This is a genomic window from Bacillus cereus group sp. BfR-BA-01383, assembly GCF_022663495.1.
Lineage (GTDB): Bacteria > Bacillota > Bacilli > Bacillales > Bacillaceae_G > Bacillus_A > Bacillus_A cereus_AU.
The window spans coordinates 312,163-332,763 of sequence record NZ_JAKUFP010000001.1 but is presented as its reverse complement, the minus strand read 5'-3'; the positions used below and the strand labels follow the sequence as shown (position 1 = coordinate 332,763).

Here is a 20,601-nt window from a genome sequence, read left to right as displayed (position 1 = left end):
AATGGAGTTGGTAAATTGTGAAATGGTCAGAAGTTAGTATTCATACAACAGAAGAAGCAGTAGAAGCTGTCTCTCATATTTTACATGAAGCTGGTGCGAGCGGAGTTGCGATTGAGGACCCAGCGGAGTTAACGAAAGAGCGCGAGCAACAATATGGTGAAATTTATGCATTGAACCCAGATGAATACCCGGCAGAAGGTGTATTAATTAAAGCATATTTCCCGCAAACGGATTCTTTACAGGAAACGATTGCGGGTGTAAAATCATCTATTGATGTGCTTCCATCTTACGACATCGAAATCGGTACTGGAAATATTACCGTTAACGAAGTCAATGAAGAAGATTGGGCTACTGCTTGGAAAAAATATTACCATCCAGTACAAATTTCTGATACATTCACGATTGTGCCAACGTGGGAAGAATATACACCATCTTCTCCGGATGAAAAAATCATTGAATTAGATCCAGGTATGGCGTTTGGAACAGGAACGCATCCAACAACAACGATGTGTATTCGTGCTTTAGAAAAAACGGTTCAGCCAGGTGACACTATCATTGATGTAGGAACAGGTTCTGGTGTACTTAGTATTGCAGCGGCAAAATTAGGTGCGTCTTCTGTTCAAGCGTATGATTTAGATCCAGTTGCAGTTGAAAGTGCAGAAATGAATGTACGTTTAAATAAAACTGATAACATCGTCAATGTTGGGCAAAATAGCCTTTTAGAAGGTATCGAGGGTCCTGTTGATTTAATCGTAGCTAATTTATTAGCAGAAATTATTCTTTTATTCCCTGAAGATGCAGCAAGAGTTGTGAAGTCAGGCGGATTATTTATTACATCGGGCATTATTGCTGCGAAAGAAAAAATAATTTCTGAGGCGTTAGAAAAAGCTGGATTTACAATTGAAGAAGTGTTAAGAATGGAAGATTGGGTAGCAATTATTGCACGAAATGCGTAATATAGATTTTAGTCTATAATGAAAAGGGGAGTCTCTCACTATAAGGTGAGGGACTTGCCGTTTGTTATATGAAAAATGATAACGTTTCGTTCTTTTCGTAAGTGTTGACTTACGAAAGGAACGAAACTCTACTAAGGTGATTATATGCAACGTTATTTTGTAGAAGAAAAATATGTAAATGAGACAAATATTCGCATTGTAGGTGACGATGTACATCATATTGCGAGAGTAATGCGTATGTCAGCTGGTGACCACATTTATTGCTGTGTAAACGGAAAAACAGCAGTATGTTCAATTGATGAAATTACCAGTGAATTTGTTAATACAGCTATTGTAGAATGGGTAGAGGCGTCAAGTGAACTTCCTGTTTTCGTGACGATTGCAAGTGGACTGCCAAAAGGAGACAAGCTAGAGTTAATTTTTCAAAAAGGAACTGAGCTTGGGGCAGCCGCGTTTTTACCATTTCAAGCATCCCGCTCGATTGTAAAATGGGATGCAAAAAAAGCTGATAAAAAAGTTGAGCGTTTGAAAAAAATTGTGAAAGAAGCTGCGGAACAATCGCATAGAAGCGAAGTTCCAGAAGTATATGCTCCGGCATCGTTTAAGCAATTGCTTTCAATGAGTAATGAGTATGATGTATGTCTTGTTGCGTACGAAGAGGAAGCAAAACAAGGTGAGAAATCTAATTTTGCAAAAGCTTTAACGACAATGAAACCGGGTCAAAAGCTATTAATTGTATTTGGCCCAGAAGGCGGTTTAGCAGAGGAAGAGATTGCTGCACTTCGTGAACATAAATTTGTACGATGTAGTTTAGGACCAAGAATTTTAAGAACAGAAACGGCTCCGCTTTATGCGTTAAGTGCCGCTTCTTATCATTTTGAATTGATGGGGTGATAATCAATGGCAACTGTTGCGTTCCACACGTTAGGTTGTAAAGTAAACCACTATGAAACAGAAGCGATTTGGCAATTGTTTAAACAAGGTGGTTATGAAAGAACTGAATATGAAAAGAAATCTGATGTATATGTTATTAACACATGTACAGTAACGAATACGGGAGATAAAAAAAGCCGTCAAGTCATTAGACGTGCTGTGCGTCAAAATCCGGATGCAGTTATTTGTGTAACAGGATGTTATGCACAAACATCTCCAGCGGAAATTATGGCGATTCCGGGTGTAGATATTGTTGTTGGTACACAGGATCGTGAAAAGATGTTAGGATACATCGAAGAATTCCGTAAAGAGCGTCAACCAATTAATGCTGTCCGCAACATTATGAAAACGCGTGTATACGAAGAACTTGATGTACCTTATTTCACGGATCGTACACGTGCATCTTTAAAAATACAAGAGGGTTGCAATAACTTCTGTACATTCTGTATTATTCCTTGGGCACGTGGTTTAATGCGTTCTCGTGATGGGAAAGAAGTTATTAAACAAGCGCAGCAATTAGTAGATGCAGGCTATAAAGAAATTGTATTAACAGGTATTCATACCGGTGGATACGGTGAAGATATTAAAGATTATAACTTAGCTGGATTACTTCGTGATATGGAAGCAGAAGTAGGCGGATTAAAACGACTTCGTATTTCTTCTATTGAAGCGAGTCAAATTTCAGATGAAGTAATTGAAGTGTTAGATAAATCTGAAGTAGTTGTACGTCATTTGCATATTCCGTTGCAATCAGGATCTAATACAGTATTAAAACGTATGCGTCGTAAATATACGATGGAATTTTTCCAAGAGCGTTTAGATCGTTTGAAAGAAGCGTTACCAGGTCTGGCAATTACATCTGACGTAATTGTTGGTTTCCCAGGTGAAACAGAAGAAGAGTTTATGGAAACGTACAATTTCATTAAAGAGAATCGCTTCTCTGAATTACACGTATTCCCTTATTCAAAACGTACAGGTACTCCAGCAGCACGTATGGAAGATCAAGTTCCTGAAGATGTGAAGAACGATCGTGTTCACCGTTTAATTGAACTATCTAATCAATTAGCGAAAGAGTATGCTTCACAGTTTGAAGGTGAAGTGCTTGAAATTATTCCAGAAGAGCAATTTAAAGATGGTGACCGTGAAGGGTTATATGTAGGTTATACAGATAACTACTTGAAAATTGTATTTGAAGGATCAGAAGAATTAATTGGTAAGCTAGTGAAAGTGAAAATTACGAAAGCTGGTTATCCATATAACGAAGCGCAATTTGTTCGTGTTCTTGAAGATGATGTAAAAAAAGAATCAGCAAGCGCATAATAAAAAGCATGCAAACGACAAGGGTTTGCATGCTTTTTTCGTTCGTGGAGAAGTTAAGTATTGAAAAAAGAAGAGCATCTATTCTTCTTTTATTCTGTCAAATAGTTGACCTGAAGTGATAAAATGTATTATAATCGTAAAAGACATGCTGAAGAAGTGTTTCTTTTTGCATGCTGAAGTTAGTATGTAAGTGTGATGTTTCGGAGGGAGGGAAAGAGAATGTCAAAAACAGTCGTTCGTAAAAACGAGTCTTTGGAGGATGCACTTCGCCGTTTTAAAAGATCGGTTTCAAAAACTGGTACACTTGCTGAAGCAAGAAAGCGCGAGTTTTATGAAAAACCAAGTGTAAAACGTAAGAAGAAATCTGAAGCGGCAAGAAAGCGTAAATTCTAAGAGAGGGTGTAAGTTATGAGTCTTCTCGGTCGTTTAAACGATGATATGAAACAAGCGATGAAGAATAAACAAAAAGAAAAATTAACCGTTATTCGTATGGTTAAGGCTGCTTTACAAAATGAAGGTATTAAACTGCAACATACTCTTACTGAAGAAGAGGAATTAACAGTTTTAGCTCGTGAAGTAAAACAGTATAAGGACTCCCTCCTTGAATTTAAAAAAGCTGGTCGTGAAGACCTTGTTGATAAACTGCAAAGTGAAATTCAGATTTTAAGCGCATATTTGCCGGAGCAATTAACAGAAGAAGAATTAGCGAATGTAATTAAGCAAGTTATTTCTGAAGTTGGTGCTACTTCTAAAGCAGATATGGGTAAAGTGATGACTGCTGTTATGCCGAAAGTAAAAGGTAAAACAGACGGATCACTAGTGAATAAGCTGGTTATACAGCTTTTAGCATAAAAAAACGTCTCATTTCGTATGAGACGTTTTTTTATGCTTTTTTTCAGTTTGGACGTGATATTACAAGCTCTTTTTTCATACATATGGGATGAGAGGGGGTCTTTTGAGATGAAAAAATTAGAACAAATGAAGAATTGGTTAACGAAGCAAATAGACCTGCCAGTGGATGTACTAATGGATCTACCTCGGATCACGCTTGTTGGGCAAGTGCATATCTATATAGAAAATCATCGAGGTTTATTAGTGTTTTCAGATAAAGAAGTAAGGTTGTTGTTAAAGCATGGCCAGTTATTAATTAAAGGGCAATCCTTTGTTATTAAAACAATCCTTCCCGAAGAACTTTTACTAGAAGGGATAATTGAACAAGTGACGTTTTTAGAAAACGAAAAGAAAGAAGAGTGAGGGAAACTTCCGTATGTGAAGTTTTTCTTCTTTATTCTCGTGATGCGACTTTACTATTTAGTTTATTTTGTTATTGGGGTAGTAAACTCTTTATTTCATTTTCGTACGAGCTATTTTGCTAATTAAAGTGAAAAGTAGTGTGTCTACTTTTGGAAAGGTAGTGAAGGTAGTAGATGAAAAATAAATGGTTTATAAAATGGCTTGGATATGTAAAAGTACGAATTGAAGGTAGAGGAGCGGAACGGTTCGTTAACGAATGTGTACGTAGAAAATTATTGGTTTGGGATGTTAAGAAGATTGCTGATGAAACGTTAGTTTTTTGTATGTTATTACGAGATGTGAAAAAAATAAAACCAATTTATAGAAAGAATGAATGTAAATTATATTTTATTGGACGTTACGGCTTTCCTTTTTGGAATAAGCGTTTAATTAAAAATAGTGGATTTTTAATTGGGTTTCTAATTTTCTTTTTTGGCATGATTGCATTATCAAATATGGTTTGGAAAATTGAAATTACAGGGGCCAAACCTGAAACAGAATATATATTGATGAAAGAATTGGACAAAATGGGTATTAAAAAGGGGAAATTACAGTTCCAAATGCCTAGTGTAGAAGATGTGCAACGTCATTTGACAGATAATATTAATGCGATTACTTGGGCGGGGCTCGAAATAAGAGGAACGACATACCATTTTAAAATTGTTGAAAAAAACGAGCCGAAAAAAGAAAAGGAACAACAACCACAAAATTTAGTGGCAAAAAAAGAAGCGATTGTTACAAAAACGTTTGTTGAAGTTGGGAAACCAGTCGTCCTGAAAAATGATCATGTAGAAAAGGGGCAACTTCTCGTATCCGGAATATATGGTAATGAGGAGAGTCCGACGATTGTTTCAGCGAAAGGTATTGTGTATGGAGAAACGTGGTATACATCGGAGGTAAATGTCCCGCTAAAGACACAATTTCAAGTATATACTGGTAATGCATACAATGAGCATTTTCTTAGATTTGGAAGTGTGAAAATAAAAATATGGGGATTTCAACATGATAAGTATAAACGCTCTCGTACTGAAAGTGTAAAACATGATGTGAAATTATTTGGTTTTACGTTACCGATTGCATACGAAAAAGATATAGTGCGAGAAGAGGAAGAAGCGAATCGAGAATATACCGAAAAACAAGCAATGAAAGTAGCGAAAGAGATGGCAGAAAAAGAACTGAAGAAAAAATTGGATGAACATGCTATGATTGTAAGTGATAAGATTTTGAGTAAAGAGGTTGAGGCGGATCAACTAAAAGTTACATTGCATTATACGGTAATCGAAAATATTGCAGAGCCACAACCAATATCTGAATCCGATATTCAAGGAGACTGAGTAATGGCAGAACAATTAGTAGAAATGAACCAACAACTGGAAAATTCTAACGAAGCAATCGCACTTTTTGGAGTAAATGATGCTCATTTAAAAGTAATTGAAAGAGAACTTAATGTATCGATTGTAACTAGAGGAGAAACTGTTCATGCATCTGGGACAGATGAAACTGTAATACTCGTAGAAAAAATCTTACAGCAATTACTCGTTGTTATTCGTAAAGGTGTATCAATTACAGAAAGAGATATCGCGTATGCGATTCAGCTCGCGCAACAAGGGAAAATTGCTCAATTTGAAGAGTTATATGAAGAAGAAATCTTTAAAACTGCAAAAGGTAAATCAATTCGTGTAAAAACGATGGGGCAAAGAAGATATATTCATGCAATGAAGAAGAATGATATTGTATTTGGGATGGGACCTGCTGGGACTGGGAAAACATACTTAGCTGTAGTAATGGCTGTGAGAGCTTTAAAGCAAGGGTATGTAAAGAAAATTATTTTAACAAGACCTGCTGTAGAAGCCGGAGAGAGCTTAGGTTTTTTACCAGGGGATTTAAAAGAGAAGGTAGATCCGTATTTACGTCCGCTGTATGATGCACTGCACGATATTCTTGGACAAGAATACACGCAGCGTATGATGGAACGTGGAGTGATTGAAATCGCACCTCTTGCTTATATGAGAGGACGTACGCTTGATGATTCATTTGTTATTTTAGATGAAGCGCAAAATACAACGGGTGCCCAAATAAAAATGTTTTTAACAAGACTAGGTTTTAGTTCTAAAATGGTTATTACAGGAGATCCTTCACAAATAGACTTACCAAAAGGGGTAAAATCAGGACTTTCTCTTGCTTCTAACATTTTATCTGGTGTATCGGGTCTTTCGTTCATTACATTAGAACAAACGGACGTTGTGAGACATCCACTGGTGCAACGTATTATTGAGGCATATGATAAAATGGAATGATCCTATTTGTCAGGATCATTTCTTTTTGTATGATAAGGTTGGCGAACGGCATATTTTTTACTATCATTAAAGATAAGGGAAATAAACTATAGGTACTGGTGTATAAAAATGTTGCCCAAAAGTATCGTTGGCTAGAAGAAATGACAGCTATAAATAGTTTCACTTTATTTCTGGAGAGGAGAAGTATTGAAATCATGTCAAAATCTCAAGAAATTTATAAGTGGTTTCGTAATTTACAACATTCGAAAAAACTAAATTGGATTTCTTACGTTGTATTAGGAGCGGTGCTGTTTTTTGCACTTATGAATAATGTAAAACCGGAGCAATTAGATGTTGAAATATATTCTATTGCGAAAAAGACAATCCATTCTCCTGTAAAAATTGAAGATAAAGTTACAACGGAAAAAAAGAAAAAAGAAGCCGCTACAAAAGTTGAAGATCAATATACATATAAAAGTGAGTATAAACAAAATAAAGTGGATATTGTGAATGACGTCTTTGCTAAAGTAGATGAAGTGGTGCAAGAGATAAAAGCTATTGGACCGGATGAACAAAAAAAGATAACTGATGCTGAAAAAGTGGACAAGTTGAAAAAGAAATTACCTGTCGAATTAACGAAAGAGTTATCTGATTCAAACTTACTGAACTTGATTAATGCAGAACCGAGTCAGTTAGTATTAGCGAAAGATGCAGCAGTTACAGCTATTAATAGTATTATGAGCGGGCATATTAAAATGGACGAATTGAAGGATGCGAAGGATCGATACGTCAGTGAGATGAATAGTGTTAATGTGGATAATGGTTTGAAAGAATCTATTAAGGCGTTAGGGAAATATGCGATTTCGGCGAATTATTTTTATGATCCGGCTTTAACAAAAGAGAAGAGAAAAGCGGAGGAAGATTTAGTTCCGCCCGTCTATATTCTTCAAGGACAGGTTCTTGTTAGAGAAGGTGAAACGATTTCAAGTGATATGTATAATCAGTTGAAATTAGTCGGCTTGTTAGAGAAAGGTAATAGCTTCCAACCTTATGTCGGTTTAGTGATACTCATTGGTGTACTACTATACTTTATGCATAAGCAATTTGAATTGTTTTTACAGCGGAGAAGAGAAGATAGACCGTACATTTTAGCGTATATTACAATTTTGTCTATTACAATTGTTCTAATGAAAATTATTAGTTTGTTTCAAAAGCTTGAATATGCAGGGATCGCATATGTTGTCCCAGTCGCGATGGGGACAATACTTGTAAAACTGATGATCGGTGATCGGTTTGTATTTTTAACAAGTATGATTTTTTCTGTGTGCGGAAGTATTATGTTTAATGAAGGGGTAACGAGCACACTAAATTATAGTGTAGGTATTTATGTGTTATTAAGTTCATTATCAGTGAGTATTTTCTTGAGAGAAAAAAATCGTCGTACGATGATTTTACAAGCTGGTGTACTCGTTTCTGTATTAAATGTAGTCGTATTGGCGGCGTTATTATTATTACGTAATGGGAATTTTTCACCTCTTGAAATTGGTACGCAATTATTAATGGCTTCACTTTCAGGGATTATCTCTTCCGTGTTAGCTATGGGGATTTTACCATATTTAGAGAGTGGACTTGGAATTGTATCAAGCATGAAGCTTATGGAACTATCAAGTCCGAATCATCCGCTTTTACGTAAAATTTTGTTAGAAGCGCCAGGGACATATCACCATAGTGTAATGGTAGCGAATCTTTCAGAGGCTGCTTGCGAAGCAGTCGGAGCAAATGGCGTGTTAGCGCGTGTAGGGGCGTATTATCATGATGTAGGAAAAACAGTACAACCACAATTCTTTATTGAAAATCAGATGGGAATTGAAAATCCACATGATAAGTTAGACCCTGTAACGAGTAAAGATATTATCATTGCTCATGTAACGGATGGGGTAAGGATGCTCGAAGAATATCATATTCCGCAAGAAATTATTGATATTGCTGGACAACATCATGGTACAACGTTGCTTAAATATTTTTACTATAAGGCGATTAAAGAAGATAAAGAAAAATATACAGAAGAGATGTTCCGTTATCCAGGATCAAAAGCAACTTCTAAAGAGTCCGCAATTGTTGGTATTGCTGATAGTGTAGAGGCTGCGGTACGTTCTATGAATCATCCAACGCCAGATCAAATTAATAATTTGGTGCAAAGTATTATTAAAGATCGCCTGCAAGATGGACAATTTAGTGAATGTGATTTGACATTTAAGGAACTACAAATCGTTGGGAAAACTTTATGTGAAACGTTAAATGGTATTTTCCATTCACGTATTACGTATCCGGAACCACCGGAAGAGAAGGAGAAAGAATGAGTTTATTAATTGATTTTATTGATGAAACAGAAGAAGTAAAAGAAGAATATGTAAATTTAATTCGTGAGATATTAGAAAAAGCAGCTCAAATGGAAAACATAGAGGATGGTACGGAGTTATCAGTAACATTTGTAGATAACGAGCGCATTCGTGAGATTAATCGTGATTACCGAGGTAAGGATCAGCCTACTGATGTAATTTCCTTTGCCATGGAAGAAATGGGAGAAGGGGAAATGGAAATTGTAGGTGTAGAGATGCCGCGTATGTTAGGTGATCTTATTATTTCTATTCCGAGAGCGAAAGAACAAGCTGAAGAGTATGGACATTCTTTTGATCGTGAACTTGGCTTTTTAGCGTTACATGGCTTTTTACATTTACTTGGTTATGACCACATGACAGAAGAGGATGAAAAAGAAATGTTTGGAAGACAAAAAGAAATTTTAGAAACGTTTGGATTAGGACGATGAAAAAAGGAAAACTTATAAATAGTTTTGGATATGCTATAGCAGGTGTATTTTTTTGTCTTCGACATGAACGAAATATGAAAATTCATTATTTAGCCGCAGTCATTGTAATATGCTGCGGCTTTTATTTCCATATTACGAAAATAGAGTGGGTGTTATTACTGCTTGTAATAGGAATTGTAATGAGTTTAGAGATGGTAAATACGGCCGTGGAAAAAACAGTAGACTTAGCGACTACCGATATACATCCATTTGCGAAAATTGCAAAAGATGTCGCAGCGGGAGCGGTTTTATTGTTTGCAATAATAGCCGTTATAATTGGTGCTATTATCTTTTTACCGTATGTGGTATAGTTGCATTCCAAAGCTTTTATTAAGCCTTGGAAGTGCCGTGCAGGCCTTTAATGAGAGTGTGTATCTATTCACAACTGTGAACAGGAAGGATGCGGGAATATGAATAGTCGACAATTAATTCAAGAAGCAATCGAAGCGCGTAAACAAGCGTACGTACCATATTCTAAATTTCAAGTAGGTGCAGCATTATTAACACGGGATGGAAAAGTATATCGTGGATGTAATGTTGAGAATGCGTCATATGGCTTATGTAATTGTGCAGAAAGAACAGCATTATTTAAGGCAGTTTCTGAAGGGGATAAAGAGTTTGTAGCTATTGCGATTGTAGCAGATACAAAGCGTCCAGTACCTCCTTGTGGAGCATGTCGACAAGTTATGGTAGAATTATGTAAACAGGATACAAAAGTATACCTATCAAATTTACATGGTGACGTTCAAGAGACGACAGTCGGAGAATTGTTACCAGGAGCATTTTTAGCGGAGGATTTACATGAATAGAAAAGGTTATAAATCAGGTTTTGTCTCTATTATTGGCAGACCGAATGTTGGGAAATCTACATTTTTAAACCGTATTATCGGTCAAAAAATTGCCATTATGAGTGACAAGCCACAAACGACTCGTAATAAAATTCAAGGCGTATATACAGAAAATGATTCACAAGTAATTTTCATTGATACACCAGGAATACATAAACCTAAACATAAACTAGGCGACTTCATGGTGAAGATGGCTCAAACGACATTAAAAGAAGTTGATATTGTTCTGTTTATGGTTAATGCGGTTGAAGGATTTGGTCGTGGTGAGGAATTCATCATTGAGAAATTAAAAGAAACGAAACAACCAGTATTTTTAGTAATTAATAAAATTGACCAACTTCATCCAGAGCAATTATTAGAGTTAATTGATCAATACCGTAAACTACATGAGTTCGCAGAGATTGTACCAATTTCTGCATTAGACGGTAATAACGTTGAAGCTTTAATTAATACAATTAAAAAATATTTACCAGAAGGACCGCAATACTACCCAGATAATCAAGTAACGGATCATCCAGAGCGATTTATTATTGCAGAGCTTATTCGTGAAAAAGTATTACATTTAACACGTGAAGAAGTGCCACATTCTGTAGCTGTTGTTATTGATGCAATTCAAAAGCGCGAGGGCGGGGCAGTTTATATAAATGCAACGATTGTTGTTGAACGCGCATCACAAAAAGGAATTATTATAGGTAAGCAAGGGAAGATGTTAAAAGAAGTCGGTAAGCGAGCTCGCTTTGACATTGAAGCACTTCTGGGTTCTAAAGTATTTTTAGAAGTATGGGTGAAAGTGCAAAAAGATTGGCGTAATAAGATGTCACAGCTTCGTGACCTTGGGTTCCGTGAAGACGAGTATTAATATGGAGAAAAGCTGTAATCAGTGGGTGTTTTGTTCATCCGCTGATTATTGGTTTTTATCTTGATAAATTAGGAAAAATTTTTCTCACATGAAAATGGACAAAATGGGTCAATTTAATAACAACAAAAGAAATTGGTTTACAGGCTACGCTTATTGAGAAAGGTGGATTCTTATGCTAGATTTTACCTGGAAGTTTTTCTCCAAAACAGGAAGCATTGAAACGTATTTGCTTTTGAAAGAAATGGAAAAAGACGTAAACGATGAGATGGATCAACATGAAGAGGAGCTAGCGCATCTAGACTCTCCAATTTCTTGACCCGTTTTGTTCAAACCTTGGATGGTGACGAACATGTTTCAAAAAGTTGAGGGCATTGTTATCCGTACGACAGATTACGGAGAAACGAATAAGATTGTTACAATATTCTCACGGGAATTTGGTAAGATAAGTGCAATGGCACGAGGGGCGAAAAAACCGAAGAGTCGGTTAGCTGCTATTTCGCAACTTATGACACATGGACACTTTCTTATTCAAATGGGATCTGGACTTGGAACTTTGCAACAAGGCGAGATTATTTCATCTATGAAGGAAATTCGTGAGGATATATTTTTAACTGCTTATGCATCATTTATTATTGAATTAACTGATAAAGCAACAGAAGATAAGAAACATAATCCGTATTTATTTGAAATGTTATATCAAACGTTGCATTATATGTGTGAGGGTGTTGATCCAGAAGTATTAGCATTAATTTATCAAACGAAAATGCTTCCGGTATTAGGGATGCGCCCGTATTTTGATACATGTGCTATTTGTCATCAAGAAACAGATTTTGTCGCCTTCTCTGTCAGGGAAGGCGGTTTTCTGTGCTCACGTCATGCGGAGCAAGATCAGTACCGTATACCGGTAGGAGAGGCTGTTCATAAATTATTACGTCTCTTTTATCACTTCGATTTACACCGGCTCGGTAATGTATCAGTAAAGGATAGTACAAAGAAGCAAATGCGCACAGTGCTGAATACATATTATGATGAATATTGTGGGATTTATTTGAAATCAAGACGTTTCCTGGAGCAACTTGATAAGTTTCAAATATAAATTTGGGCCGTATACGGTCCTTTTTACATACTTTCTTTTTCGAATAGCATATTTAGTATATAATATTTAAGAGATAGTATAACTTTTTTCGTTGTGCATTAAAGGTGGTGATTATCATAGAGCTGAATAAACGGCAAGAACATATCATTCAGATTGTAAAAGATCACGGTCCTATTACAGGGGAGTCAATTGCTGCGCAATTGGGTTTAACACGTGCAACGCTGAGACCAGACTTAGCAATTTTAACAATGGCTGGTTATTTAGAAGCGCGTCCACGCGTAGGTTATTTTTATACGGGTAAAACTGGGGGGCAGCTATTATCTGAAGCTGTTAAAAAAATTAAAGTGCAAGATTATCAATCTAGACCGGCTGTAATTGATAAAAATGTGTCAGTATACGACGCGATTTGTACTATGTTCTTGGAGGACGTTGGTACATTATTTGTTGTCGATCAATCTACTTTATTAGTTGGCGTTGTATCGCGTAAAGATTTATTACGAGCTAGCTTAGGAAAGCAGGATTTAACCTCTCTCCCGGTTAATATTATCATGACAAGGATGCCAAACATTGCGATGTGTCGTAGGGAGGATTCTTTATATGATATTGCGATGGAATTAATAGAAAGACAGATTGATGCGATGCCGGTTGTAAAAGATACAAAGCAAGGTTTAGAAGTGATTGGACGAATTACAAAAACAAATATTACACGTGCGTTTGTAAACTTAGTAAATAACGAATAAGTGTAATTTGTTTAAAGTGAGGTAATGTAATGGATAATAAAATCGTATATGTCGTATCTGATTCTGTAGGAGAAACGGCTGATTTGGTTGTTCGAGCAGCGATGGGACAGTTCCCGTTCGCTCCTGATATTAGACGTGTACCATATGTAGAAGATACAGGGACATTAAAAGAAGTGATTTCGATTGCGAAGAGCAATCAAGCGCTTATTTGCTTTACGTTAGTAAAACCTGATATGCGTCAATATTTATTGACAGAAGCGGCAAAAGAAGGAGTAGAGGCATACGATATTATCGGACCTCTTATTGATCAAATTGAAGGAATTACAGGGCAATTACCAAGGTATGAGCCAGGTGTTGTTCGGAGATTAGATGAAGAATACTTTAAAAAAATTGAAGCAATTGAGTTTGCAGTTAAGTATGATGACGGCAGAGATGCGCGTGGTATTTTAAAAGCAGATATCGTGTTAATCGGAATTTCACGTACATCAAAAACACCACTTTCTCAATATTTAGCGCATAACAAACGTTTGAAAGTTGCCAATGTACCACTTGTACCAGAGGTGGATCCGCCTGAGGAATTATATCAAGTAGCAAAAGAGAAATGTTTTGGTTTGAAAATCACACCAGATAAGTTAAATCATATTCGAAAAGAACGATTAAAATCACTTGGATTAAGTGATGGAGCTACTTATGCAAACATTAATCGTATTAAAGAAGAAATTGATCACTTTGAAAATGTAGTTAGTAAAATAAATTGTCAGGTAATTGATGTATCAAATAAGGCGATTGAAGAAACAGCAAATATTATTGTGAATGCAGTGCAAAACCAAAAAATGTTTTAGCACATTTACCAAAGGTGAATGTGCTTTTTTCGCTCGTGGGAAACGCAATACGTGTTAACCTCGTAATAGAATATAGCGGATTGGTTATACTTATATTCTTCTGTTTTTTATTATGTTAAAGGTAGAAGTTAGTTATTCTAAAAGGTCAGATGAAAAAATAAAGGGATATGTAGCGTAGTTGAAGAAAATATATTATAATAAAAAATTGTGATAAAAACCTATATTTTACGTTTAGACTTTAATTTTTCAGAATAAACTAGGGATAGGATTTACGAAAAAGACATGTAATTACGTTAAATCGACAAAATCTATACAAGAAAACGCACATTATGGAAGGATTCACAGAAGGGATGTAGAATACAGAAATATGCAAAACATCAATTAAGATATTATTTGATGTAGATGCATGTCCCGTGAAAACTAAAATTGTGCAAGTTGAAACGGAAACTTATGTCAAGATTTTGTTTGTCACATCGTATACTCATCGTTCAAGAAAACAGCAAGGTAATTGGATCTATGTAGATTCTGAACAAGATAAAGTTGATTTTTATATTAATCAACATGTAAAAGTAACAGATCTCGTGATCACGCAGGAAATGGGACTTGCCAGTCTTTTTGTAACAGATGAGCCAATGAATACAATTTTATATAGTAAGCATGTATCTGCGAAGTTACGCAGAGAAGGGACCCATACGAAAGGTCCAAAATCGTTTGCGACACGTGATCGACAACACTTTCTAACAATTTTAGAAAAAATATTGTCGAATTATAAAGGAATTTTTTAATTTATATCGAATACAAAATACGACACGGAGATGGAGTTATGGGGAACAGAATTCCCGAAGAAGTTGTTGAACAGATTCGGACATCATCCGATATTGTTGAAGTGATTGGTGAATACGTTCAACTTAGAAAGCAGGGGCGTAACTATTTCGGCCTTTGTCCATTTCATGGTGAGAATTCTCCTTCATTCTCCGTTTCATCTGATAAGCAAATTTTTCATTGCTTCGGATGTGGAGAAGGCGGAAATGTATTTTCATTTCTAATGAAAATGGAAGGACTGGCTTTTACCGAAGCTGTTCAAAAGCTTGGTGAAAGAAATGGAATTGCGGTTGCAGAATATACATCAGGGCAAGGACAACAAGAAGACATATCTGATGACACTGTCATCATGCAACAAGCTCATGAACTTTTGAAAAAATATTATCATCATTTATTAGTAAATACGGAAGAGGGAAATGAAGCACTTTCGTATTTATTAAAACGTGGTATTACAAAAGAGATGGTTGAGAAGTTTGAAATTGGTTATGCATCACCAGCTTGGGATGCAGCAACAAAAATTTTACAAAAAAGAGGTTTATCGCTGTCTAGCATGGAACAAGCAGGTCTTCTAATAAGAAGTGAGAAGGATGGTAGTCATTATGATCGCTTCCGTGGAAGAGTTATGTTTCCAATCTATACTTTACAAGGTAAGGTGATAGCGTTTAGTGGAAGGGCATTAGGAGATGACACCCCGAAATATTTAAATAGCCCTGAAACACCGATTTTTCACAAAAGTAAATTGTTGTATAACTTCCACCAAGCAAGGCCGTTTATTAGAAAACGTGGGCAAGTGGTCCTTTTTGAAGGGTATGCGGATGTACTAGCTGCGGTAAAAAGTGGTGTGGAAGAAGCTGTTGCGACAATGGGGACAGCTTTAACTGAAGAACAAGCAAAACTTCTGCGACGTAACGTTGAAACTGTTGTTCTTTGCTATGATGGTGATAAAGCAGGGCGAGAAGCGACGATGAAAGCAGGGCAATTATTGCTAAAAGTTGGTTGCCAAGTGAAAGTTACATCCTTGCCAGATAAGCTTGATCCTGATGAATATGTGCAACAATATGGGACTACCGCTTTTGAAAATCTTGTGAAATCAAGTATAAGTTTTGTTGGTTTTAAAATAAATTATTTGCGTTTAGGGAAAAATTTGCAAGATGAGTCTGGCAAAGAAGAATATGTGAAAAGTGTTTTAAAAGAGTTATCGTTGCTACAGGACGCGATGCAGGCAGAATCATATTTGAAGTCATTATCGCAAGAATTTTCGTATTCAATGGAAACACTTTTGAATCAATTGCACCAATATCGCAAAGAACAAAAGGTACAGCAAAAACAAGTAAAGCAGGTTGCTAAGCCATCTCAAATTGTTCAAACAAAACCGAAGTTAACAGGTTTTGAAAGGGCAGAAAGAGAAATTATTTACCATATGTTGCAAAGTGCAGAAGTGGCCGTTCGTATGGAACCCCATATAGAAGATTTTCATACAGAAGAACATAAAGGGATTTTATATGAACTATACGCATATTATGAAAAGGGAAATGAACCTTCAGTCGGAACATTTTTAAGTTGGCTCTCTGATGAAAAGTTGAAAAATATTATTACCGATATTTCGACGGATGAATTTATTAATCCAGAATACGCAGAAGAAGTGTTACAAGGCCATTTGGAGACGCTCAGACGTCATCAGGAAAAACTTGAAAAGATGGAAATCATCTTTAAAGTAAAACAAATGGAAAAAACAGATCCTGTAGAGGCTGCTAAATATTATGTAGCATATTTACAAAATCAAAAAGCGAGAAAATAGCTTTTTTGATAAAATTTTAGTATAATGAATGTTTGTATCTCGCGTAAGGAGGGGAACAGATGGCTGACAAACCAGCTCGTTCTAAACAAATTGAAACTGAAATGACCCTTGAGCAAGTGAAAGAACAACTCACTGAGCTCGGAAAAAAACGTGGCGTTCTTACATATGAAGAGATTGCAGAACGCATGAATGGATTTGAAATTGAATCCGATCAAATGGATGAATACTATGAATATTTAGGTGAACAAGGGATTGACTTAGTTGGTGACAATGACAACGACGAAGGTCCTAATAATCGCCAAATTACAAAAACAGAAGAAGAGTTCGACCTAAATGACTTAAGTGTACCACCTGGAGTGAAAATCAACGATCCTGTTCGTATGTACTTAAAAGAAATTGGTCGTGTAGATTTACTATCTGCTGAAGAAGAAATTCGACTTGCAACGCGTATTGAAGAAGGCGATGAAGAAGCGAAACGTCGTCTTGCAGAAGCAAACTTGCGTCTTGTAGTAAGTATTGCAAAGCGCTATGTGGGCCGTGGTATGCTTTTCTTAGACTTAATTCAAGAAGGGAATATGGGTCTAATTAAAGCGGTTGAAAAGTTCGATTATCGTAAAGGTTTCAAATTTAGTACGTATGCAACTTGGTGGATTCGCCAAGCGATTACACGTGCTATTGCAGACCAAGCGCGAACAATTCGTATTCCAGTTCATATGGTTGAAACGATTAATAAGTTAATTCGTGTACAACGTCAATTATTACAAGATTTAGGACGCGAACCATCTCCTGAAGAGATTGGTGAAGAAATGGATCTTGCACCAGAAAAAGTACGTGAAATCTTAAAAATTGCACAGGAGCCAGTTTCTCTTGAAACACCAATTGGTGAAGAAGACGACTCCCATTTAGGTGACTTTATTGAAGACCAAGAAGCGACATCGCCTGCGGACCATGCAGCGTATGAGTTGCTAAAAGAACAATTAGAAGATGTGTTAGATACACTAACAGATCGTGAAGAAAATGTTCTACGTCTTCGTTTCGGTTTAGATGATGGACGAACTCGTACGCTTGAAGAAGTTGGGAAAGTATTCGGCGTAACAAGAGAACGTATCCGTCAAATTGAAGCAAAAGCACTTCGCAAATTAAGACATCCAAGCCGTAGTAAGCGTCTTAAGGATTTCTTAGAATAGGCTACCTTTAAGTTTACTTCACTTTTGTGAAGTAAACTTTTTTATTTTGTTAATTTTTGTTAAAATTTAGCTATCAGCAACGATTACAATTTCTTGTAATTTATTTTACAGAATTGTCTTTTGATTTGCAAATGCTCATTTTTCGATTTTTCGATTAATTTTGTTTATTCTATACAAAAACATATGTAGAAAAACGAAAAATATGACGAGAAACGTTAGTAATTATCGAAATAATAAGTGATATAACAATAAAAAACAATAAACTGAATTTATGGAATATTTTCAACAAGTAATAGTTTACTCTTTTCTGATAGAGCGTTTTCAAGTACAATGGAAATGACTGAATCATCTAACTATTTAGGGGTATAGAGGGGGGAGAAGAGATATGAAACGTAATCCGCTGATTCCGTTCGCTCTTATTGCAGCATTGGGTATTATCGTTATGTTTGTATTTTCATTTCAGGGGCTAAATAAATCTAAAGAGTTAGCTGATGCAAAAAATGGCGGGAAGCCAGCACAAACAGCATCAAAGCCAGAGGATATTGTGAAGCAAAGCTGTACGAGCTGTCATGGTGATCAGTTACAAGGGGCAGTCGGACCTAATTTACAAAAAGTTGGTGGAAAACTTTCAAAGGATGAAATTAAAGAAATTCTTTCGAAAGGAAAAGGAAATATGCCACCAAATATAGTTCCAGCTGATCAAGCAGCTAAAGTAGCTGATTGGTTATCGAAGAAAAAATAAAGTTCTGTATCACAAGTCTTTTGCGTTTGCAAAGGGCTTGTTTTTCTATGTTTTCTAAAATACGATGAGTAATAGAGAATGAAAGTGTTGTTATGGACTTGCAACAACTACTATAAATTCATTATCATGGAGACAGACTGACAAGAGAAGGAGTAATGGAAATACATGAATGAAGTAAAGCTTTCAAAACGATTAGAAGAAGTTGTGCGGGAGATTCCAGTAGGATCTACAGTAGCTGATATTGGATCTGATCACGCGTATTTACCATGTTATACAATTATAAATAATATTGCTACAAAAGCAGTTGCAGGAGAAGTTGTAGATGGACCATTTCGATCTGCGCAAGCAACTGTAGCTGAAAGTGGCTTACAAGATAAAGTAGACGTTCGTAAAGGGAATGGATTAGCTGTTATCACACCAGGAGAAGTTGATGTAATTACGGTTGCAGGAATGGGTGGAGCGCTAATTCGTGACATTTTAGAAGTGGGTAAAGAAAAATTAGAAGGTGTAACGCGTCTAATTTTACAACCGAATATTGCAGCGCATCATATTCGCGAATGGTTTATTGAGAATGGATGGGAGCTTATCCATGAAAAAATCGTAAAAGAAGACGGGAAAATTTACGAAATTTTAGTTGGAGAACGAGGAGATATTGGGGCACCTTATTCTGATAATAAGCAAGCTGAACTATTTATGGGGCCATTTTTAATAAAAGAAAAACGTGAGGCTTTTGTTGAGAAATGGGAAGGAGAATTGAAAAACTTCCAAAATATTTTAAAACAGTTAGAACGTGCGGCAGAATCTGGAGAAACACAGGCGAAGCGTGCAGAAATAGAAGCGAAAATGAAAATGATAGGGGATGTTTTATCATGAGTAAAATTCCGAATGGTTATGAAGTTATTTCTTTATTTGAAGGTATGTATCCGAAGCATTTAGCGATGGAAGGGGATAAGATTGGCTTACAGATTGGAGCGCTTAATAAACCTGTTCAGCACGTATTAATCGCATTAGATGTAACTGAGGAAGTTGTAGACGAGGCAATCCAACTAGGAGCGAATATCATTATTGCGCACCATCCTTTAATCTTTAATCCATTAAAAGCGATTCATACAGATAAGGCGTACGGAAGAATTATTGAAACGTGTATTAAAAATGATATTGCAATTTATGCGGCACATACAAATGTAGATATTGCTAAGGGCGGGGTAAATGATTTACTTGCCGATGCGTTAGGGTTACAAAATACAGAAGTATTAGTTCCTACATATGCAGAAGAAATGAAAAAAATTGTTGTGTTTGTACCAGTGACTCACGCAAAAGAAGTACGTAAAGCACTAGGAGATGCAGGTGCTGGCCATATCGGCAATTATAGCCACTGTACGTTCAGTAGTGAGGGGACAGGCACATTTGTACCTCAAGAGGGAACAAAGCCTTATATCGGGGAAACTGGACAGTTAGAACGTGTGGAAGAGGTGCGTATCGAAACGATTATTCCAGCTTCACTACAAAGAAAAGTTATGAAAGCGATGTTAGCAGCTCACCCATACGAAGAAGTGGCTTATGATGTATATCCGCTTGATAATAAAGGTGAGACTTTAGGTCTTGGTAAAATAGGATATTTACAAGAAGAAATGACACTTGGTCAATTTGCAGAACATGTGAAACAATCATTAGACGTGAAGGGTGCAAGAGTTGTTGGCAAGTTAGATGATAAAGTGCGCAAAGTCGCTGTACTTGGTGGAGATGGCAACAAATATATCAATCAAGCGAAATTTAAAGGGGCAGATGTATATGTAACAGGTGACATGTATTATCATGTTGCTCATGACGCGATGATGCTCGGTTTAAATATAGTTGACCCAGGACATAACGTTGAAAAAGTAATGAAGCAAGGTGTGCAAAAGCAATTGCAAGAACAAGTAGATGCGAAAAAACTTAATGTACACATTCATGCTTCTCAGTTACATACAGACCCATTTACATTTGTATAAGAAAAATAAAAACCGTTGCTCATATAGGCAAC

Annotated in this window: 23 protein-coding genes; all 23 read left to right on the top strand. The window is 36.3% G+C overall.

Annotated elements, in window-relative coordinates:
• Nucleotides 1–17: 17 nt before the first annotated feature.
• Nucleotides 18–956 carry a 50S ribosomal protein L11 methyltransferase gene (gene prmA, locus MR065_RS01910; RefSeq protein WP_242212282.1) on the top strand — a complete coding sequence of 313 codons (939 nt, stop codon included), beginning with the start codon at nucleotides 18–20 and terminating at the stop codon, nucleotides 954–956.
• 144 nt (nucleotides 957–1,100) lie between these two features.
• Complete coding sequence (locus tag MR065_RS01905; protein WP_242212281.1) at nucleotides 1,101–1,850, top strand: 16S rRNA (uracil(1498)-N(3))-methyltransferase; 750 nt, start codon at nucleotides 1,101–1,103, stop codon at nucleotides 1,848–1,850.
• Between the two features lie 6 nt (nucleotides 1,851–1,856).
• On the top strand, nucleotides 1,857–3,209 hold the full coding sequence (gene mtaB, locus MR065_RS01900) for a tRNA (N(6)-L-threonylcarbamoyladenosine(37)-C(2))-methylthiotransferase MtaB (protein ID WP_071718595.1): 1,353 nt from the start codon (nucleotides 1,857–1,859) through the stop codon (nucleotides 3,207–3,209).
• A gap of 219 nt (nucleotides 3,210–3,428) precedes the next feature.
• Nucleotides 3,429–3,602, top strand: coding sequence for a 30S ribosomal protein S21 (gene rpsU, locus MR065_RS01895; RefSeq protein ID WP_000048061.1), 174 nt, complete (start codon nucleotides 3,429–3,431; stop codon nucleotides 3,600–3,602).
• A gap of 15 nt (nucleotides 3,603–3,617) precedes the next feature.
• Nucleotides 3,618–4,061 (top strand): GatB/YqeY domain-containing protein, encoded by a 444-nt coding sequence (locus MR065_RS01890; protein ID WP_060632306.1) that lies wholly within the window; start codon nucleotides 3,618–3,620, stop codon nucleotides 4,059–4,061.
• A gap of 108 nt (nucleotides 4,062–4,169) precedes the next feature.
• On the top strand, nucleotides 4,170–4,463 hold the full coding sequence (yqfC, locus tag MR065_RS01885) for a sporulation protein YqfC (protein WP_002088680.1): 294 nt from the start codon (nucleotides 4,170–4,172) through the stop codon (nucleotides 4,461–4,463).
• A 173-nt stretch (nucleotides 4,464–4,636) separates the two neighbouring features.
• On the top strand, nucleotides 4,637–5,836 hold the full coding sequence (yqfD, locus tag MR065_RS01880) for a sporulation protein YqfD (RefSeq protein WP_242212280.1): 1,200 nt from the start codon (nucleotides 4,637–4,639) through the stop codon (nucleotides 5,834–5,836).
• A gap of 3 nt (nucleotides 5,837–5,839) precedes the next feature.
• Complete coding sequence (locus MR065_RS01875; RefSeq protein ID WP_242212279.1) at nucleotides 5,840–6,799, top strand: PhoH family protein; 960 nt, start codon at nucleotides 5,840–5,842, stop codon at nucleotides 6,797–6,799.
• Nucleotides 6,800–6,993: 194 nt separating this feature from the next.
• Nucleotides 6,994–9,138 (top strand): HD family phosphohydrolase, encoded by a 2,145-nt coding sequence (locus MR065_RS01870; protein ID WP_097906180.1) that lies wholly within the window; start codon nucleotides 6,994–6,996, stop codon nucleotides 9,136–9,138.
• Nucleotides 9,135–9,605: an rRNA maturation RNase YbeY gene (gene ybeY, locus MR065_RS01865; protein WP_097906179.1), complete on the top strand. Its 471-nt coding sequence runs from the start codon at nucleotides 9,135–9,137 to the stop codon at nucleotides 9,603–9,605. The genes MR065_RS01870 and ybeY overlap by 4 nt, the downstream gene beginning before the upstream one ends.
• Complete coding sequence (locus MR065_RS01860; RefSeq protein ID WP_097906178.1) at nucleotides 9,602–9,955, top strand: diacylglycerol kinase family protein; 354 nt, start codon at nucleotides 9,602–9,604, stop codon at nucleotides 9,953–9,955. Before ybeY ends, MR065_RS01860 begins: the two co-directional genes overlap by 4 nt.
• Before the next feature lie 99 nt (nucleotides 9,956–10,054).
• A complete protein-coding gene (locus tag MR065_RS01855) occupies nucleotides 10,055–10,453 on the top strand; it encodes a cytidine deaminase (RefSeq protein WP_098268131.1) in 399 nt (132 codons plus the stop codon).
• Complete coding sequence (era, locus tag MR065_RS01850; RefSeq protein WP_097906176.1) at nucleotides 10,446–11,351, top strand: GTPase Era; 906 nt, start codon at nucleotides 10,446–10,448, stop codon at nucleotides 11,349–11,351. The genes MR065_RS01855 and era overlap by 8 nt, the downstream gene beginning before the upstream one ends.
• Before the next feature lie 172 nt (nucleotides 11,352–11,523).
• Nucleotides 11,524–11,667, top strand: a complete 144-nt coding sequence (locus MR065_RS01845; RefSeq protein ID WP_000883924.1) for a YqzL family protein — start codon at nucleotides 11,524–11,526, stop codon at nucleotides 11,665–11,667.
• A 33-nt stretch (nucleotides 11,668–11,700) separates the two neighbouring features.
• Nucleotides 11,701–12,447 (top strand): DNA repair protein RecO, encoded by a 747-nt coding sequence (gene recO, locus MR065_RS01840; protein ID WP_097906175.1) that lies wholly within the window; start codon nucleotides 11,701–11,703, stop codon nucleotides 12,445–12,447.
• A gap of 107 nt (nucleotides 12,448–12,554) precedes the next feature.
• On the top strand, nucleotides 12,555–13,187 hold the full coding sequence (locus MR065_RS01835; protein ID WP_000583755.1) for a transcriptional regulator CcpN: 633 nt from the start codon (nucleotides 12,555–12,557) through the stop codon (nucleotides 13,185–13,187).
• Between the two features lie 29 nt (nucleotides 13,188–13,216).
• On the top strand, nucleotides 13,217–14,029 hold the full coding sequence (locus tag MR065_RS01830) for a pyruvate, water dikinase regulatory protein (protein ID WP_097906174.1): 813 nt from the start codon (nucleotides 13,217–13,219) through the stop codon (nucleotides 14,027–14,029).
• Between the two features lie 413 nt (nucleotides 14,030–14,442).
• Nucleotides 14,443–14,814, top strand: coding sequence for a DUF188 domain-containing protein (locus MR065_RS01825; protein WP_242212278.1), 372 nt, complete (start codon nucleotides 14,443–14,445; stop codon nucleotides 14,812–14,814).
• Between the two features lie 38 nt (nucleotides 14,815–14,852).
• Nucleotides 14,853–16,649 (top strand): DNA primase, encoded by a 1,797-nt coding sequence (gene dnaG, locus MR065_RS01820; protein ID WP_242212277.1) that lies wholly within the window; start codon nucleotides 14,853–14,855, stop codon nucleotides 16,647–16,649.
• A gap of 59 nt (nucleotides 16,650–16,708) precedes the next feature.
• Entirely contained in the window at nucleotides 16,709–17,836 is a 1,128-nt protein-coding gene (gene rpoD / locus MR065_RS01815; protein WP_000764062.1) for an RNA polymerase sigma factor RpoD, read from the top strand.
• A 385-nt stretch (nucleotides 17,837–18,221) separates the two neighbouring features.
• On the top strand, nucleotides 18,222–18,578 hold the full coding sequence (cccA, locus tag MR065_RS01810; RefSeq protein ID WP_242212276.1) for a cytochrome c550: 357 nt from the start codon (nucleotides 18,222–18,224) through the stop codon (nucleotides 18,576–18,578).
• A 165-nt stretch (nucleotides 18,579–18,743) separates the two neighbouring features.
• The gene (locus tag MR065_RS01805) at nucleotides 18,744–19,451 is read left to right on the top strand and encodes a tRNA (adenine(22)-N(1))-methyltransferase (RefSeq protein ID WP_097906171.1); all 708 of its coding nucleotides are present in this window, start codon (nucleotides 18,744–18,746) and stop codon (nucleotides 19,449–19,451) included.
• Nucleotides 19,448–20,569 (top strand): Nif3-like dinuclear metal center hexameric protein, encoded by a 1,122-nt coding sequence (locus tag MR065_RS01800; RefSeq protein ID WP_242212275.1) that lies wholly within the window; start codon nucleotides 19,448–19,450, stop codon nucleotides 20,567–20,569. The genes MR065_RS01805 and MR065_RS01800 overlap by 4 nt, the downstream gene beginning before the upstream one ends.
• Nucleotides 20,570–20,601 lie beyond the last annotated feature (32 nt).

Bases quoted from the DNA above. Each gene is read 5' to 3' on its own strand.
- MR065_RS01830 (WP_097906174.1), top strand. From the start codon at position 13,217: ATGGATAATAAAATCGTATATGTCGTATCTGATTCTGTAGGAGAAACG.
- MR065_RS01890 (WP_060632306.1), top strand. From the start codon at position 3,618: ATGAGTCTTCTCGGTCGTTTAAACGATGATATGAAACAAGCGATGAAG.
- MR065_RS01905 (WP_242212281.1), top strand. From the start codon at position 1,101: ATGCAACGTTATTTTGTAGAAGAAAAATATGTAAATGAGACAAATATT.
- rpsU (WP_000048061.1), top strand. From the start codon at position 3,429: ATGTCAAAAACAGTCGTTCGTAAAAACGAGTCTTTGGAGGATGCACTT.
- cccA (WP_242212276.1), top strand. From the start codon at position 18,222: ATGAAACGTAATCCGCTGATTCCGTTCGCTCTTATTGCAGCATTGGGT.
- MR065_RS01805 (WP_097906171.1), top strand. From the start codon at position 18,744: ATGAATGAAGTAAAGCTTTCAAAACGATTAGAAGAAGTTGTGCGGGAG.
- era (WP_097906176.1), top strand. From the start codon at position 10,446: ATGAATAGAAAAGGTTATAAATCAGGTTTTGTCTCTATTATTGGCAGA.
- MR065_RS01845 (WP_000883924.1), top strand. From the start codon at position 11,524: ATGCTAGATTTTACCTGGAAGTTTTTCTCCAAAACAGGAAGCATTGAA.
- ybeY (WP_097906179.1), top strand. From the start codon at position 9,135: ATGAGTTTATTAATTGATTTTATTGATGAAACAGAAGAAGTAAAAGAA.
- MR065_RS01875 (WP_242212279.1), top strand. From the start codon at position 5,840: ATGGCAGAACAATTAGTAGAAATGAACCAACAACTGGAAAATTCTAAC.
- yqfC (WP_002088680.1), top strand. From the start codon at position 4,170: ATGAAAAAATTAGAACAAATGAAGAATTGGTTAACGAAGCAAATAGAC.
- MR065_RS01800 (WP_242212275.1), top strand. From the start codon at position 19,448: ATGAGTAAAATTCCGAATGGTTATGAAGTTATTTCTTTATTTGAAGGT.
- MR065_RS01870 (WP_097906180.1), top strand. From the start codon at position 6,994: ATGTCAAAATCTCAAGAAATTTATAAGTGGTTTCGTAATTTACAACAT.
- recO (WP_097906175.1), top strand. From the start codon at position 11,701: ATGTTTCAAAAAGTTGAGGGCATTGTTATCCGTACGACAGATTACGGA.
- rpoD (WP_000764062.1), top strand. From the start codon at position 16,709: ATGGCTGACAAACCAGCTCGTTCTAAACAAATTGAAACTGAAATGACC.
- mtaB (WP_071718595.1), top strand. From the start codon at position 1,857: ATGGCAACTGTTGCGTTCCACACGTTAGGTTGTAAAGTAAACCACTAT.
- MR065_RS01855 (WP_098268131.1), top strand. From the start codon at position 10,055: ATGAATAGTCGACAATTAATTCAAGAAGCAATCGAAGCGCGTAAACAA.
- yqfD (WP_242212280.1), top strand. From the start codon at position 4,637: ATGAAAAATAAATGGTTTATAAAATGGCTTGGATATGTAAAAGTACGA.
- MR065_RS01860 (WP_097906178.1), top strand. From the start codon at position 9,602: ATGAAAAAAGGAAAACTTATAAATAGTTTTGGATATGCTATAGCAGGT.
- dnaG (WP_242212277.1), top strand. From the start codon at position 14,853: ATGGGGAACAGAATTCCCGAAGAAGTTGTTGAACAGATTCGGACATCA.